13 protein-coding genes are annotated in these 15,453 nt (G+C 71.7%); 8 read left to right on the top strand and 5 right to left on the bottom strand.

The features are described 5' to 3' along the window. Positions 1–20 precede the first annotated feature (20 nt). Positions 21–473, top strand: a complete 453-nt coding sequence (locus ACWD2L_RS16220) for an ATP-binding protein (protein ID WP_351344178.1) — start codon at positions 21–23, stop codon at positions 471–473. Positions 474–503: 30 nt separating this feature from the next. Here the strand turns inward: ACWD2L_RS16220 and ACWD2L_RS16215 are convergent, their stop codons facing one another. Further along, positions 504–1,586 (bottom strand): DUF2637 domain-containing protein, encoded by a 1,083-nt coding sequence (locus ACWD2L_RS16215; protein ID WP_351344181.1) that lies wholly within the window; start codon positions 1,584–1,586, stop codon positions 504–506. A gap of 187 nt (positions 1,587–1,773) precedes the next feature. Next, entirely contained in the window at positions 1,774–2,628 is an 855-nt protein-coding gene (locus ACWD2L_RS16210; protein ID WP_351344184.1) for a (2Fe-2S)-binding protein, read from the bottom strand. Positions 2,629–2,765: 137 nt separating this feature from the next. On the opposite strand from ACWD2L_RS16210, the gene ACWD2L_RS16205 reads away from it, so the two are divergent. Continuing rightward, on the top strand, positions 2,766–3,548 hold the full coding sequence (locus ACWD2L_RS16205) for a GntR family transcriptional regulator (RefSeq protein WP_351344187.1): 783 nt from the start codon (positions 2,766–2,768) through the stop codon (positions 3,546–3,548). Positions 3,549–3,716: 168 nt separating this feature from the next. On the opposite strand, the gene ACWD2L_RS16200 is transcribed toward ACWD2L_RS16205, so the two are convergent. Both ACWD2L_RS16200 and ACWD2L_RS16195 read right to left on the bottom strand, forming a co-directional pair. After that, positions 3,717–4,478: a hypothetical protein gene (locus tag ACWD2L_RS16200; protein WP_351343181.1), complete on the bottom strand. Its 762-nt coding sequence runs from the start codon at positions 4,476–4,478 to the stop codon at positions 3,717–3,719. Between the two features lie 176 nt (positions 4,479–4,654). Beyond that, positions 4,655–6,361, bottom strand: a complete 1,707-nt coding sequence (locus ACWD2L_RS16195; RefSeq protein WP_351343205.1) for a PucR family transcriptional regulator — start codon at positions 6,359–6,361, stop codon at positions 4,655–4,657. A gap of 342 nt (positions 6,362–6,703) precedes the next feature. Between ACWD2L_RS16195 and ACWD2L_RS16190 the strand changes: the two genes are divergently transcribed. From ACWD2L_RS16190 to ACWD2L_RS16165, 6 genes are all read left to right on the top strand, one after another. Then, on the top strand, positions 6,704–7,606 hold the full coding sequence (locus tag ACWD2L_RS16190) for an FAD binding domain-containing protein (RefSeq protein ID WP_351343183.1): 903 nt from the start codon (positions 6,704–6,706) through the stop codon (positions 7,604–7,606). After that, the gene (locus ACWD2L_RS16185) at positions 7,606–8,184 is read left to right on the top strand and encodes a (2Fe-2S)-binding protein (protein ID WP_351343185.1); all 579 of its coding nucleotides are present in this window, start codon (positions 7,606–7,608) and stop codon (positions 8,182–8,184) included. Before ACWD2L_RS16190 ends, ACWD2L_RS16185 begins: the two co-directional genes overlap by 1 nt. A gap of 5 nt (positions 8,185–8,189) precedes the next feature. Then, on the top strand, positions 8,190–10,580 hold the full coding sequence (locus ACWD2L_RS16180) for a xanthine dehydrogenase family protein molybdopterin-binding subunit (RefSeq protein ID WP_351343187.1): 2,391 nt from the start codon (positions 8,190–8,192) through the stop codon (positions 10,578–10,580). Between the two features lie 147 nt (positions 10,581–10,727). Next, entirely contained in the window at positions 10,728–12,179 is a 1,452-nt protein-coding gene (locus ACWD2L_RS16175) for an NCS2 family permease (protein ID WP_351343189.1), read from the top strand. 45 nt (positions 12,180–12,224) lie between these two features. Further along, entirely contained in the window at positions 12,225–13,379 is a 1,155-nt protein-coding gene (locus ACWD2L_RS16170) for an XdhC/CoxI family protein (protein WP_351343191.1), read from the top strand. Positions 13,380–13,703: 324 nt separating this feature from the next. Then, positions 13,704–14,927, top strand: a complete 1,224-nt coding sequence (locus ACWD2L_RS16165) for a glycoside hydrolase family 6 protein (protein ID WP_351343193.1) — start codon at positions 13,704–13,706, stop codon at positions 14,925–14,927. On the opposite strand, the gene ACWD2L_RS16160 is transcribed toward ACWD2L_RS16165, so the two are convergent. Continuing rightward, a complete protein-coding gene (locus ACWD2L_RS16160; RefSeq protein ID WP_351343195.1) occupies positions 14,910–15,380 on the bottom strand; it encodes an SRPBCC family protein in 471 nt (156 codons plus the stop codon). The genes ACWD2L_RS16165 and ACWD2L_RS16160 overlap by 18 nt on opposite strands. Positions 15,381–15,453: the final 73 nt, after the last annotated feature.

Below are 15,453 nucleotides of genomic sequence, written 5' to 3'. Positions count from 1 at the left end.
CAATGGGCGACACGGGCTCAATGACGTACGAGAAGGAGGTCGCGGCGCGCGCGGATCCGGAGGACGAGCCGCCGCGGCAGCTCAAGCGAAAGCTGGGCAAGGCGGACCTGCGGGCCGTCCCGGAGGTGCGGCGCGCGCTGCGCGAACTCCTCCTGCACTGGGGCAGGCCCGGAAGATCGGAGGTGGCGGAGCTGCTCACCAGCGAACTCGTGACGAACGCGCTGGTGCACACGGACTGCGAGGCGGAGCTCACGGCGACCGTGGGGTCCCGGTCCCTGAGGGTCGAGGTCCGTGACTTCGTCTCGCGCAGGCCCAAACCACGCGTACCGCACGCCGACGACGGTACGCACGGCACCAGCGGGCGCGGCCTCATCCTGGTGCAGTCCCTCGCGGACGCCTGGGGTGTCGCGGCGCTGGGCCCGGGTGCCACGGGCAAGGTGGTCTGGTTCGAACTGGACGGCGGCGTCGCGTGATGCCGCGACACCGCCGTACCACGGACGGGCTCAACCGAGCTGCTGCTCAAGGTCCTTGAGCTTCTGCTCCAGAGAGTCGAGCCGGGGCAGCGCCTGCGTGTCGTCCTCTGCCGTGAGGTCGACGGTGCCGGGCGCCTTCTGGTCACGGGACCTACGGATCCCCTTGACGGCCTGCAGGGAGGGGCGGGCGCGCAGCGGAAGCTGTTCCGGTGCGGGCGCCGCCTGCGGTAGTTCCGACGGCGCGGCCTGCGCCGATATGGCGGACTCCGAGCCGGATCCTCCGGAGGTGCCCGCCTCCACCTGCCGGGGGTCGCGGGTGCCGAAACCCCGGCTCAGCGCCTTCAGTTGGGCACGCTCCAGCTTCTGGTGCTCGCGCTGGCGCATCCGGTTCTGCGTCTTCTCCCGCTTGTCCTCGCGCACCTCGTCCACGGCCTCGTCGAGGGTGCGCACATTCTCCAGGAGCATCAACGACCAGGCGCTGTACGTCTCCAGAGGGGCGCGCAGCCACCGCACCATCCGGATCTGCGGCAACGGCCGAGGAACCAGGCCCTGTTCACGCAGCGCCGCGCGGCGGGTCTGCTTCAGGGCGCGGTCGAACAGGACGGCCGCCGACAGGGACATCCCCGCGAAGAAGTGCGGGGCGCCCGCGTGGTCCAACCCCCTGGGCGCGTGCACCCAGTTGAACCAGGCGGCGGCGCCCGCGAACGTCCACACGAGTATCCGGGAGCCGAGCGCGGCGTCGCCGTGGCTGGCCTCGCGCACCGCGAGCACCGAGCAGAACATCGCGGCTCCGTCGAGCCCGAAGGGGACGAGGTACTCCCAACCCCCTGACAGGTTCAGGTTCTGCTGGCCGAAGCCGACCAGGCCGTGGAAGGAGAGGGCGGCGGCGACGGCCGCGCAGCAGAACAGCAGCACGTACGAGGCCGTGCCGTAGACGGCCTCCTTGCGCCTGCGGCGCTCCTCGCTGCGTTCCCACGAATCGTCGGAGAAAGCGTCCTTCTTGGCGCCCCCGGCGCGCCTGCCGCGCGCGAGCACTGCGACCGCCGCCAGCATGCCCAGGAGCAGTACGGCGCCCGGCAGCAGCCAGTCCAGCGATATGTCGGTCAGTCTCATCTGGGGTCCCTTGCATCGCGATAGGGCGGAACTGGCGCCATATTGGCCCAGCCGTCGGAGCGCGCAGGGGGTTTCGGGGCAAGACAACGCCATTGGTGTGCAAGGGGGCGCGTAAAACGGTCGTACGCTCGAACTCCCGCTGGTGAAACGAAAGTTGAGTTCGAATTACGTCACTCGTACGGGTGGTTCACGCCGCCGCGGTCGCGGTAAGCCTGCCGACCCGGTCCGCGTCACAGGTGCGCGGGCAGGTCACGCAGGTGTCCTCCGGGCGCAGTGTGTAGAACATGCAGCAGCTCGCCCGGTCGCGCGTGGGCAGCAACTCCCCGGCGGGGCCCGTGAGTTCGCGGAACGCGGCCTTCCCCACGTACGGCTTCGTCGCGCCGGGCAGCAGCGCCTCCAGGTCGGACATGGCGCGCCGCTCCTCGCCGAGGAGGTGACCCACGTACCAGAGGGACTCGACGATCTCGTCCGTCGCCATGCCCCACAGCGCGCGCGGGCCGCGCCGCATCCGCGGCCCGAATCCTGCGAGCACGGGCTGCAGGTGCTCGGCGACGGCCGCGCGGACCTCGGCGCGCAGGGCCTCCTCGTCGGGGACGACGCGGGCGCCGGGCAGATTCGCCGCCGGGTCGTCGGGGAGGCAGGCGAACTCGGTGATGTGGACCGCGAGCCGGCCGAGCGTGCGCTGGAAGGCGACCTCGGAGGCCGGGAAGCGGGGCACGCGACGGTGCAGGAACCAGGGGATCGTGATCAGCAGGCAGGCGGGCCAGGCGTAACGGTGCAGGCCGAAGCTCGCGATGACGTCGGGGCGGGCGCCGCTGCCGTAGTCCTTGAGCACCTGTGCGTTGTCCCACGCGAGGAAGGCGTCGAGGGCGGCGCCGCCCTCCGCGAGCCGCGCCGCGTGCACCCAGCCGGCGCCCTCGGGCAGCGCCTCGCCCGCGGGTACCTCGGTGACGCCCAGGCCCGGGAACACCTCGGCGAGGCGGGCGTACGCGGCCGAGACCGCGCTGGGAGGCGCGCCGAGCGCCGACGTGGTGAGGGGCATGCGAGGACCGCCGATTCACGATCGTTTACAGGTAAGCCTTACCTTACCCGAACGGGCTGGGGTTTGAACTGTCGGCCGGGCCCTCTATCGTTCGTCGTTGAGCTTCGGACAAACGGCAAGGAACGGCGGCGAAGGGGATGACCGGGGTGGAGCGGACGAGACCACGCGAGGCACGCGACTCCTCCATCGGAGTGCCGGAGCAGCGGTCGACGTCGGCCTGGGCGCCGAGGTCCTCCCCGCCTGCCTCCGCGCCGGCCGCCGTCCCCGAGCAGAGCCGTGGTGAGCACACCCACAGCGAGCCGCCCGCGCCGGGGAGCGCGGCACGCGGGGCGGTCGAGCGGACGTCGGTGCGCGGGCAGGTGCTCGACGCGCTGCGGGCCGCGCTGGTCTCCGGTGACCTCGCGCCCGGCGAGGTGTACTCGGGTCCCGCGCTCGGGGACCGCTTCGGGGTCTCGGCGACGCCGGTGCGCGAGGCGATGCAGCAGCTGGCGCGGGAGGGCGCGGTCGAGGTCGTGCCCAACCGGGGGTTCCGGGTGACCCGGCGCTCGGACCGCGAGCTGGCCGAGCTGGCGGAGGTGCGGGTGCTCGTCGAGGTGCCGGTGGTGACGCGGCTCGTCCGTACGGTGGCGCCCGCGCGGTGGGCCGAGTTGCGGCCGCTGGTCCGGGCGACGGCGGCGGCCGCGGCGGTGGGGGACCGGGCGGGGTACGCGGAGGCGGATCGTGCGTTCCACCGGGCCGTTCTGTCGTTCGCGGGGAACGACCAGGTGGTCAGGGTCGCGGACGATCTGCATCGGCAGGTGGGGTGGTCGCTGTCGGACCTGGCGGTGGATGCGAGGCAGCATGTCGCGTTGCTGGACGCGTTGGAGGCGCAGGACGGTGCGGCGGTCCGGGTACTGGTGGAACGTCACATCACCGGTTGACCGCCCTCAGGCCACGGGGCTCCGCCCCGGACCCCGCGCCTCAATCGCCGGCGGGGCTCAAAAGATCGCCTCAAACGCCGCAGGGGCTTGATCTATCAAGCCCCTGCGGCGATTGAGCAGGCCCGTCCGGCAGGACTTTCGGGAAGGGGTGGGGTGGGGAGAGGGGTTTCACGCCGCCGAGGGGAGGGCCTCAGCCAGCCATGTCGGGACGCCGTCGAGGAGGCGGAACAAGCGGCCCGCCTCCGCGCGCAGGCGCGCCTTCGTGGCCGGTTCCGGTTCGGCCTCCGCAAGGGAGACGAGCGCCGGAGCCGTACCCACCAGGTACCCGAGTTCCTCACGGATCCGCAGCGACTCCGTGAATCCGTGCCGCGCCTCCGCCAACTCCCCCTCCCGCAGGGCCAGTCCGGCAAGATGCCGCCAGGTGAAGGAGAGCAGGAGCGCGTCACCGTGAGCCGTCGCACCCGCATGGGCCCTGCGATACGCCGCCCGCGCCGCCTGCGGTGAATCCGCCAGGTTCTCCGACATCAGGCCGCGCCGGAAGTCGAGCAACGCGCGCCCCGCCGCCCCCGGAGCGATCAGCGCCGCCGCCCTGCCGAACGCCGAGCGCGCCTCGTCGGAGCGGTCCCGCTTCTTCAACAACGTGGCCTCGTACGCGAGTTGCCCCCGCTCGCACGCCGCCGCACCCCGCTCCTCGTCCGTGTGCGCCAGCGCCTCCGCCGCACGCAACGCGTCCTCCGCGTCCGCCCACCCCTGCTCCGTGTACAGGCACCGCTCCACCAGCAGTCCCGCCCGCTGCAGGGCCGCCCCCGCGTCCGTCGTCGCCCGATGGTCGAGGAGCGCCGCCGCGTCGGCCCAGCAGCCGCGCGAGCGCAACCGCCATACCGCGGTCTGGAGTGGATCGTCCGCTGTGTTCGTTCCGCTACCAGACATGGCGGTATGCGCCACGTTGCCCTCCCGAGCACGCCATCGAGCCGAGTTTGCCGTGGGGCATCTCAGCACGGATCAAGGTGCCCGGCCAAGGGGGTGGGTGAAAGATTTCACAAAGGGATGGGGTTTCCCGGGCGCTCCCAAGATCGCTAGTGGGGCGCCCGGGACGTGCGGGAACGTCAGCTCATCCGCAACGCCAGGAAGAAGTCCAACTTGTCTTCCAGGCGCGACAGATCACGACCCGTCAGCTGCTCGATGCGGCCCACGCGGTACCGCAACGTGTTCACGTGCAGGTGCAGCCGGGACGCGCAGCGGGTCCACGAACCGTCGCAGTCGAGGAACGCCTCCAGCGTCGCGACCAGCTCGGCGCGGTGTTTGTGGTCGTAGTCCCGGAGCGGGTCGAGCAGCCGGGCCGTGAACGCCCGGCGTACGTCGTCCGGGACGAAGGGCAGGAGCAGGACGTGCGACGCCAGCTCCTGGTGGCCCGCCGCGCAGACCACGCCCGAGCGGGCGGCCGCCACGCGCCGTGCGTGCCGCGCCTCCTCCAGGGCGCCGCGCAGCCCCTCCGCTGAGTGCACCGCGGCGCTCACCCCGATCGCCAGGCGCCCGTCGTCGGCGAGCCCGGCCGCGAGGGGCTCGCGCACGGCGGTCAGCAGCGTGTCCGCGAGCAGCCCCTGCTCCGAGCCGTCGTGCTCCGCCGCCACGGCGGGCAGCGGCACCAGGGCGATCGCCTCGTCCCCGCTGTGCGCCACGGCGATCCGGTCCGACGGCTCGGCGGAGTCGGGGCGCGCCCCGGCATCCGCGGCGATGAGGATCTCCTCCAGGAGCGACTGGGCCACGGCCCCGCCCTCGGCCTTCTCGCCCTGCTGGTCCGTCCACTCCACGCGCGCCACGACGACCTGCCAGTGCGGGGCCGCGCCGACCCCCGGCAGCAGCACGGGCGCCGCGACGCGCAGGCGTGCCGCGATCTCCGTGGGGGCCGCGCCCGTCTGCACCAGCTCGAGGACCTCCTGCGCGAGCCTGCGCCGCACCGTGCGCGCCGCGTCCCGCCGCTCGCGCTCCACCGAGATCAGCTGCGTGACGCCCTGCAGCAGGTCGAGCCGCTCCTCCGGCCAGTCGCCCGCGTCCGCCTCGACGGCGAGCAGCCAGTTCGCGAGGGCGCTCGTACGCGCGTCGGGGGAGGGCGTGGCGGCGGCAGGACCGTCCTTCGGGGCCGAACCGATCGGGAACAGCGAGTACGTGCCCCCCTCCACCGTGACCCGGTGCGGGCTGCGCCGCCCGGTGCGCAGGGCTCCCAGGTGCTCGGCCGCGAGCCGCGTGCGGATCCTCGCGGGCAGCTCGGGCCCGGCCGCCGACGAGCCCGCGATCGCGCGCCCCGTCGGGGAGAGCACCCAGGCCCGCAGGTCGAGGTCGCTGCCGAGCAGGTCGAGGACGACGTCGGGGCCGCCGCCCGCGGGCCCCGAGGTCATCAGGCGCCGGTGCCGGTCGACGACCGCCGCGAGGTCCCCGGCGCGCTCGCCCGATACCTGGCGTACGACGTGCTCGGTGATCGTTCCGAACGCCACCTGCTGGGCCACCGAGAACAGCGGGACGCGGTGCCGGGCGCAGGCCTCGACGAAGTCCTCGGGGACGTAGCCGAACTCGGCGGTGCCCGCGGCGACGGCGGCGACGCCCGCCGCGGCCATCAGCCGGGCGAAGGGCTCCGAATCGGCCGGCTCCCGGTGCCAGGCCAGGCCCGTGAGGACCAGCTCACCGCCGGACAGATAGCGGCTGGGGTCCCGCAGGTCCGTCGTCATCACACCGCGGACGGTGCGGTCGAGCTCGTCCTCGCCGCCGAGGAGCCTGAGGCCCAGCGCGTCCGTGTCCAGCAATGCGCGCAGCCGCATGTCGTCGCCGCCGATCTGTCTCGAAGTCGTGCTCAATGGGAACCCCGCGGACCTGTGGCCTGGGTTTCCGGGAGAAAACGGTGAGGTTACTGATGCCACCCGTTCATACGAATCTACAAGACACCCCCGCGGGCCAGCCAACGCGTTCATGTTTTCCGTGACTGACACAGCCGGAGCACAGGCGGTGTACTGGGCTCACTCCGCGTGAACAGCACATGAACGAGCCCCTGTGATCCGCACATCCCGTGGCTCGAACGCATCGCATCGACCCCGTACGACACGACGCACGAACCACGCACGATCCCTGCCCGATCCACGAACCTCACGGAGAAGAGAGCCGTTATGGACTTCCTTCGCCCCGGCAGCTGGGAGGAGGCGCTCGCCGCGAAGGCCGAGCACCCCACAGCCGTGCCGATCGCAGGCGGCACCGATGTCATGGTCGAGATCAACTTCGACCACCGCCGCCCCGAGTACCTGCTCGACCTCAACCGCATCGGTGAGCTGACCGAGTGGGAGGTGGGCGCGGGGCCCGAGGGCGACACCGTCCGGCTCGGCGCCTCCGTCCCGTACACCAAGATCATGGAGCACCTGCGCGGTGAGCTGCCGGGGCTCGCCCTCGCCTCGCACACCGTCGCGTCCCCGCAGATCCGCAACCGCGGCGGCGTCGGCGGCAACCTCGGCACCGCGTCGCCCGCGGGCGACGCCCACCCGGCGCTGCTCGCCGCAGGCGCCGAGGTCGAGGTGGAGTCGGTCCGCGGCTCCCGGCGTATCCCGATCGACGCGTTCTACACGGGGGTCAAGCGCAACGCCCTCGCCGAGGACGAGCTGATCCGCGCCGTGCACATCAAGAAGGCCGAGGGGCCGCAGCAGTTCTCCAAGGTCGGCACGCGCAACGCGATGGTGATCGCGGTGTGCGCCTTCGGCCTCGCCCTGCACCCCGGGACCCGGACCGTGCGCACCGGCATCGGCTCGGCGGCGCCCACGCCGGTCCGCGCCAAGGAGGCCGAGGAATTCCTCAACTCCGCTTTGGAAGAAGGCGGGTTCTGGGAGAGCGGCAAGATCATCACCCCGTCGGTCGCCAAGCAGTTCGCCACGCTGTGCTCCGGCGCCTGCAACCCGATCGACGACGTGCGGGGCACCGCCTCGTACCGCCGTCACGCGGTCGGCGTCATGGCGCGCCGCACGCTGACCTGGGCCTGGGAGTCGTACCGCGGCTCGGGCGTTCGTACGGAGGGAGCCGCGTAATGCGCGTCAATTTCACGGTCAACGGCCGTAAGCAGGAAGCCGACGACGTCTGGGAGGGCGAGTCCCTTCTGTACGTGCTGCGCGAGCGGATGGGGCTCCCGGGTTCGAAGAACGCGTGCGAGCAGGGCGAGTGCGGATCCTGCACCGTCCGGCTCGACGGCGTCCCCGTGTGCTCGTGTCTGGTGGCCGCGGGACAGGTCGAGGGCCACGAGGTCGTCACCGTCGAGGGGCTCGCCGAGCACGCCAAGTCCCGTACGTGCGCGTCCCATGAGGGTGGTACGACACTTCAGGACGCGCAGGGCTGGTCCGCGAAGGGCACCGACTCGCAGACCGGCGAGGGCGGCGAACTCGCCCCGATCCAGCAGGCGTTCATCGACGCGGGCGCCGTCCAGTGCGGATTCTGCACGCCCGGCCTGCTCGTCGCGGCCGACGAGATGCTGGAGCAGAACCCGACGCCGTCGGACGCGGACATCCGCGAGGCGCTCTCGGGGAACCTCTGCCGCTGCACCGGCTACGAGAAGATCATGGACGCGGTCCGGCTCGCCGCCGCGCGCCAGACACAGCCGGAAGGGGTCTGAGCAGCATGGGTACGACAGGAATCCCCGGCAAGGTCACCCAGGGGTCGCAGACCAAGGGCGGCATCGGCGAGTCCACGCTCCGCCCCGACGGCACCCTCAAGGTCACCGGCGAGTTCGCGTACTCGTCCGACATGTGGCACGAGGACATGTTGTGGGGCCACATTCTGCGCTCCACCACGGCGCACGCCGAGATCGTGTCCATCGACACGGGCGAGGCGCTCGCAACTCCCGGTGTCTACGCGGTACTTACCTACGACGACCTCCCGACCGCCATGAAGAACTACGGCCTGGAGATCAAGGACACCCCGGTCCTCGCGCACGGCAAGGTCCGCCACCACGGCGAGCCCGTCGCCTGCATCGCGGCCGACCACCCGGAGACCGCGCGGCGCGCCGCCGCCAAGATCAAGGTGGAGTACCGCGAGCTGCCCGTCATCACCGACGAGGCCTCCGCGACCGCGCCCGACGCGGTCCTCGTCCACGAGAACCGCGACGACCACCACATCGGCCATGTCCCGCACCCGAACATCGTGCACCGCCAGCCGATCATCCGCGGAAACGCCGAAGAGGCCGCCAAGAAGGCCGACTTCATCGTCTCGGGCGAGTACACCTTCGGCATGCAGGACCAGGCCTTCCTCGGCCCCGAGTCCGGCCTCGCCGTGCCGGCCGAGGACGGCGGCGTCGACCTCTACGTCGCCACACAGTGGCTGCACTCGGACCTCGGCCAGATCGCCCCCGTCCTCGGCCTGCCCGAGGACAAGGTGCGGATGACGCTGTCCGGCGTCGGCGGCGCGTTCGGCGGCCGCGAGGACCTGTCGATGCAGATCCACGCGTGCCTGCTCGCGCTGCGCACCGGCAAGCCCGTCAAGATCGTCTTCAACCGGTTCGAGTCCTTCTTCGGGCACGTCCACCGCCACCCGGCGAAGCTGTACTACGAGCACGGGGCCACGCGCGACGGCAAGTTGACGCACATGAAGTGCCGCATCGTGCTCGACGGCGGCGCCTACGCCTCCGCGTCCCCGGCCGTCGTCGGCAACGCCTCGTCCCTCGCCGTCGGCCCGTACGTGCTCGACGACGTCGACATCGAGGCCATCGCGCTCTACTCCAACAACCCGCCCTGCGGCGCCATGCGCGGCTTCGGCGCGGTCCAGGCGTGCTTCGCGTACGAGGCGCAGATGGACAAGCTCGCCGACAAGCTGGGCATGGACCGGGTCGAGTTCCGGCAGCTCAACGCCATGGAACAGGGCACCATCATGCCGACGGGCCAGCCCGTCGACTCGCCCGCCCCCGTCGCCGAGATCCTGCGCCGCGTCAAGGCGATGCCGCTGCCGCCCGAGCGCCAGTGGGAGTCCAGCGAGGGCGCCGACGTGCGCGCGCTGCCCGGCGGCCTGTCCAACACCTCGCACGGTGAAGGCGTCGTACGCGGGGTCGGCTACGCCGTCGGCATCAAGAACGTCGGCTTCTCCGAGGGCTTCGACGACTACTCAACGGCCCGTGTACGCATGGAGGTTGTCGGCGGCGAGCCGGTCGCCACCGTGCACACCGCGATGGCCGAGGTCGGCCAGGGCGGCGTCACCGTGCACGCGCAGATCGCCCGCACCGAACTGGGCGTCACCCAGGTCACCATCCACCCGGCCAACACCCAGGTCGGCTCGGCCGGTTCGACCTCCGCGTCCCGCCAGACATACGTCACCGGCGGCGCGGTCAAGAACGCCTGCGAGCTCGTCCGCGAGAAGGTCCTGGAGCTCGGCCGCCGCAAGAAGGGCAGCTACCACCCGGCGTGGGCCACCGCCGAACTCCTCCTGGAGGGCGGCAAGGTCGTCACCGACGGCGGCGAGGTCCTGGCCGACCTCGCCGAGGTCCTCGAAGGCGAGGCCGTCGAGGTGGAGGAGGAGTGGCGCCACCGGCCCACCGAGGCCTTCGACCTGACGACCGGTCAGGGCACCGGGCACGTCCAGTACTCCTTCGCCGCGCACCGCGCCGTCGTCGAGGTCGACACCGAACTCGGCCTCGTCAAGGTCGTCGAGCTGGCCTGCGCCCAGGACGTCGGCAAGGCGCTCAACCCGCTGTCCGTCATCGGCCAGATCCAGGGCGGCACCACACAGGGCCTCGGCGTCGCGGTGATGGAGGAGATCATCGTCGACCCCAAGACCGCCAAGGTCAGGAACCCGTCCTTCACGGACTACCTGATCCCCACCATCCTCGACACGCCGACCATCCCGGTCGACGTGCTCGAACTCGCCGACGACCACGCCCCGTACGGGCTGCGCGGCATCGGCGAGGCCCCGACCCTGTCGTCGACCCCGGCCGTCCTCGCGGCGATCCGGAACGCGACGGGTCTTGAGCTCGACCGGACGCCGGTTCGTCCCGAACATCTGACGGGAACGGGTTCCGCCTAGTCCGACCCCCGCGGGGTGACGGCGAGCGCCGTCACCCCGCAGTACCTCTACGTCTCGGGCCGTCCCCCGGGTCGTGCAGCCATCCCAAAACCCGTGTGCCGCAAGGCAGTTGCGGGAGCCCCTATGAACCTTGGGAAACGAGGCACCATGACCCAGCAGTCCGTGGAGCCGAAGACCGCCGCCGACGACGCGGGCGCGGGCTCGCGTCAGCCCGCCGGCAGGTCTTGGCTCGACCGCTACTTCCACATATCCGACAGAGGATCGACGTTCTCGCGCGAAGTGCGCGGCGGCATCACCACCTTCATGGCGATGTGTTACATCCTCCTGCTCAACCCGCTGCTGCTCGGCGGCCCCGACGCCGCGGGCGACAAGCTCAGCCACGCGGGACTGATCACGGCGACCGCGCTCGCCGCCGCCGTGTGCACCCTGCTGATGGGCTTCCTCGGCAAGGTGCCGCTCGCGCTCGCCGCGGGCCTCTCGGTCTCCGGCGTGCTCGCCACCCAGGTCGCGCCCAACATGACGTGGCCGCAGGCCATGGGCATGTGCGTGATGTACGGCGTGGTGATCGTTCTCCTTGTCGTCACCGGCCTGCGCGAGATCATCATGAACGCGATCCCGCTCGCCCTGAAGCACGGCATCACCATCGGCATCGGCATGTTCATCGCCCTGATCGGCCTGGTCAACGCCGGGTTCGTCGGCAAGGGCAACCCGGTCACGCTGGGCACCGGCGGTCAGCTCAAGGGCTGGCCCGTACTGCTCTTCGCGATCACCCTGCTGCTCATCTTCATGCTCCAGGCCCGCAACGTCCCCGGCGCGATCCTCATCGGCATCGTCGCCGGCACGGTCCTCGCCGTCATCGTCAACGCGGTCTTCGACCTCAGCCCGAAGGTCTGGGGCGGCAGCCCGCCCGAGCTGACCGGCAGCGCCGTCTCCATGCCCGACTTCTCGCTCTTCGGACACGTCGAGTTCGGCGGCTGGGACTCCATCGGCGGCCTCACCGTCGGCATGATCGTGTTCACGCTCGTGCTCGCCGGCTTCTTCGACGCGATGGCCACCATCATCGGCGTCGGCACCGAGGCCGGGCTCGCCGACGACAAGGGCCGCATGCCGGGCCTGTCCAAGGCGCTGTTCATCGACGGCGCGGGCGGCGCGATCGGCGGTGTGGCGGGGGCCTCCGGGCAGACCGTCTTCGTCGAGTCCGCCACGGGCGTCGGAGAGGGCGCGCGCACGGGCTTGTCGTCCGTGGTGACCGGCTTCCTGTTCGCCCTGGGGCTCTTCTTCACGCCGCTCGCGCAGATCGTGCCGGGGCAGGTCGCCGCCGCCGCGCTCGTCGTCATCGGCGCGATGATGATGCAGAACGCGCGGCACGTGGACTGGTCCGACCGGGCCGTGGCCGTGCCGGTGTTCCTGACCGTGGCGCTGATGCCGTTCACGTACTCCATCACCGCGGGTGTCGGTGCGGGCGTCATCGCCTACACCGCCATCAAGGCGGCGCAGGGCAAGTTCCGCGAGATCGGCGTCTTCATGTGGGTGCTGACGCTCGTCTTCTTCGTGTACTTCGGCCTGCATCCGATCGAGAGCTGGATGGGCGTCAAGTAGCCCTGCCGGCCGTACCGTTCCGCGAACCGTTGAGGAGACCGAGACATGCTGGACATCGCCGATGAGCTGAACCGGTGGGTCGAGCAGGGGCGCGACTTCGCCGTGGCCACCGTGGTGGCCGTCGGCGGCAGCGCGCCCCGGCAGCCGGGCGCGGCGCTCGCCGTCGACAGCGAGGGCACCGCGATCGGCTCGGTCTCCGGCGGCTGCGTGGAGGGTGCGGTGTACGAGCTGTGCGGCCAGGCGTTGGAGGACGGGGAACCGGTCCTCGAACGGTTCGGCTACAGCGACGACGACGCCTTCGCCGTGGGGCTCACCTGCGGCGGCGTCATCGACATCCTCGTCACACCTGTACGGGCGTCCGATACGGCCGTACGTGGTGTGCTCGCGGGCGCGCTGGGCGCCGCCGCCACGGGGGAGGCGGCGGCGCTCGCGCGCGTCGTGGCGGGTCCGGGGGAGTTGGTCGGGCGGGCGCTGGTCGTCCGTCCCGACGGCTCGTACGAGGGCGGGTTCGGGGGTCACCCGGAGCTCGACCGCACGGTGGCGGGGGAGGCGGGGGCGTATCTCGACGCGGGGCGCACCGGCACGGTCGAGATCGGCGAGCAGGGGTCGCGGTGCGGGTCTCCGCTCACGGTCCTCGTCGAGTCGTCGGTGCCGGCGCCACGGATGATCGTGTTCGGCGCGATCGACTTCGCGGCGGCGTTGGTGCGGATGGGCAGGTTCCTGGGGTACCGGGTCACGGTGTGCGACGCCCGGCCGGTGTTCGCGACGGCGGCGCGGTTCCCCGACGCCGACGAGGTGGTGGTCGAGTGGCCGCACAAGTACCTGGAGCGGGTGGCGGGGGAGGTCGACGGCCGTACGGTGCTGTGTGTGCTCACCCATGACGCCAAGTTCGATGTGCCGCTGCTTGAGCTCGCGCTGCGGTTGCCGGTGGGGTATGTGGGGGCGATGGGGTCGCGGCGTACTCACCTGGACCGTAATGAACGGTTGCGTGAGGTGGGGGTCACCGAGGTGGAGCTGGCGCGGTTGCGGTCGCCGATCGGGCTCGATCTGGGGGCGCGTACGCCGGAGGAGGTGGCGGTGTCCATCGCCTCCGAGATCGTTGCGGATCGGCGGGGCGGTACGGGGGTCTCCCTGACGGGCGCCCACACCCCGATCCACCACGAACCGGGTGCGGCGCGCCGGATCGGGTCGGTGGCGTGAGCCACTGGGGTCTTTCTCCCCCACTCCGCCCCTTCCCGAAAGTCCTGCCGGACGGGCCTGCTCAATCGCCGCAGGGGCTTGAAAGGCCTGCTCAATCGCCGCAGGGGCTTGATAGATCAAGCCCCTGTTGTGCGGCACCATCAAGTCCGGGTCGGCAAAATCAAGCCCCGCCGGCGATTGAGGCGCGGGGTCCGGGGCGGAGCCCCGAGGCGTAGGGACGGGTGACGTCAACAAGTCGTGCGCGCGCCGCACTTGACGTGGAGGGGACCGCCACCGAGTCTGTGGGAGCGCTCCCGCGACGTCTACCGGACCCCAGGAGTCACCGTGCGAAGACCTCTCAGGCGCACCGCAGCCACCGCAGCCGCAACACTCGCCCTCCTCCTCGCCGCGCCGCAGGCCACGGCATCGACCACACCCACGGTCGGCGCCGGCCCACGCCTCTACACCCCCGATCCCAACCCCGACGCCACCCGCCAGATCGCCGGGCTCTTCAAGTCCGGTCGGTACCGCGACGCCGCCCGGGTCACCGCGATGATCGCCACCCCGCAGGCCGTCTGGTTCGGCGACCAGAGCCCGGCCGAGGTCGAGAAACTCACCCGCGAGGTGGTCAGGGACGCCGACCGCCGCGACGCCCTCCCGGCGTTCGCGCTCTACAACGTGCCGGGCCGCGACTGCTCCAACTACTCCGCGGGCGGCGCCGCCACCACCGCCGAGTACCAGGCCTGGATCGACGCCGTCGCCCGCGGCATCGGCTCCCGCGACGCCATGGTCGTCCTCGAACCCGACTCGCTGGCCCTGCTCCCCGCCGACTGCGGCCAGGACGATGCCGAAGGCACGAAGACCGCCGCCCGCTACGCCGAAGTCAACTACGCCGTCCGTAAGTTGGAGCCACTGCGCGGCACCCGCGTCTACCTCGACACGGGCCACCCCGGCTGGCACAGCGTCAACTCCATCGTGCCGCGCCTCATCAAGGGCGGCGTCGAGCACGCGGCCGGCTTCTACACCAACGCCTCGAACTACTTCACCGACGACGCCAACTCCTGGTACGGCAAGCTGATCTCGTCCTGCATCGCCTACGTCGAGAAGTCCTCCGGGAACGTTGCCGACTGCCCGAACCAGTGGACCCCGCGCGCCGAAGCGCAGACCTGGATCGACGCCCACGTGCGCGTACCGGCCTCCCGGATGCCGCACTTCGTGACGGACTCCAGCCGCAACGGCCGAGGCCCGTGGACCCCGCCGGCCGGCAAGTACACCGACGCCCAGGACTGGTGCAACCCGCCGAACCGCGGACTCGGCGCCCGCCCGACCCTGCGCACCGGCGACCCTTCCCCAAGCTCTCGAACAACCTCGAGCAGGGGAGACCCCATTCAGGACGCCCGCCTGTGGATCAAGACACCCGGGGAGTCGGACGGCCTGTGCCTGCGCGGCACCGCGGGCCCCGAGGACCCGGAGCGGGGCACGGTCGACCCGAAGGCGGGCGACTGGTTCCCGCAGCAGGCGCTGGAGCTGGTTCAGTACGCCAACCCGCCGCTACTCAGCAGGAGTTGACGTTTTGTCGACGGCGGGAGCCGTGGTGGTGTCGTCGAGCAACCCGTCCACCGCCCGCCCGAAGACCCATCGCCCCGCCGCCGCGACCACCCGGTCCGCGGCGCGGGGCACTCCGCGTACCCGCAGCTCCTCGCGCCACTCGACGCGCGAGCCGCCGTCGCCGAGCGCCCGCACCTCGAACTCGGCCCAGCCGGTGACGACGCGGCCGCGCTTCTCCATCCGGCAGCGGCGCGGCGGCTGCCAGGCGACGACCTCCATCGGGTCGTCGAAGCCGCACCGGCCGATGCCGGTGCGCGCCACGAACACCGTGCCCGCCGCGTCAGGCGGCGGGGTCGTCACCGTGACACGGGTGAGCGGCACGGAATCCCCGTGCCGCTCCCAGTCGGTCAGCCGCCGCCACGCCTCGGCGGCGCGCAGCGACGTGTCACGGACGATGCTGATATGGGCGGTCATGTCGTGATGGTAGGCACACGTCCGGGTCCGGGGTCCGCGTCGGAGAACGTGCGGCGTGTCGCGCGGGGCCCAA

This window comes from Streptomyces sp. NPDC002754 (assembly GCF_053592315.1).
This window is presented reverse-complemented; position numbering and strand designations above follow the sequence as displayed.

Bases quoted from the DNA above. Each gene is read 5' to 3' on its own strand.
- ACWD2L_RS16195 (WP_351343205.1), bottom strand. From the start codon at position 6,361: ATGCGGCTGCGCGCATTGCTGGACACGGACGCGCTGGGCCTCAGGCTC.
- ACWD2L_RS16215 (WP_351344181.1), bottom strand. From the start codon at position 1,586: ATGAGACTGACCGACATATCGCTGGACTGGCTGCTGCCGGGCGCCGTA.
- ACWD2L_RS16190 (WP_351343183.1), top strand. From the start codon at position 6,704: ATGGACTTCCTTCGCCCCGGCAGCTGGGAGGAGGCGCTCGCCGCGAAG.
- ACWD2L_RS16160 (WP_351343195.1), bottom strand. From the start codon at position 15,380: ATGACCGCCCATATCAGCATCGTCCGTGACACGTCGCTGCGCGCCGCC.
- ACWD2L_RS16200 (WP_351343181.1), bottom strand. From the start codon at position 4,478: ATGTCTGGTAGCGGAACGAACACAGCGGACGATCCACTCCAGACCGCG.
- ACWD2L_RS16170 (WP_351343191.1), top strand. From the start codon at position 12,225: ATGCTGGACATCGCCGATGAGCTGAACCGGTGGGTCGAGCAGGGGCGC.
- ACWD2L_RS16180 (WP_351343187.1), top strand. From the start codon at position 8,190: ATGGGTACGACAGGAATCCCCGGCAAGGTCACCCAGGGGTCGCAGACC.
- ACWD2L_RS16205 (WP_351344187.1), top strand. From the start codon at position 2,766: ATGACCGGGGTGGAGCGGACGAGACCACGCGAGGCACGCGACTCCTCC.
- ACWD2L_RS16210 (WP_351344184.1), bottom strand. From the start codon at position 2,628: ATGCCCCTCACCACGTCGGCGCTCGGCGCGCCTCCCAGCGCGGTCTCG.
- ACWD2L_RS16220 (WP_351344178.1), top strand. From the start codon at position 21: ATGACGTACGAGAAGGAGGTCGCGGCGCGCGCGGATCCGGAGGACGAG.
- ACWD2L_RS16175 (WP_351343189.1), top strand. From the start codon at position 10,728: ATGACCCAGCAGTCCGTGGAGCCGAAGACCGCCGCCGACGACGCGGGC.
- ACWD2L_RS16185 (WP_351343185.1), top strand. From the start codon at position 7,606: ATGCGCGTCAATTTCACGGTCAACGGCCGTAAGCAGGAAGCCGACGAC.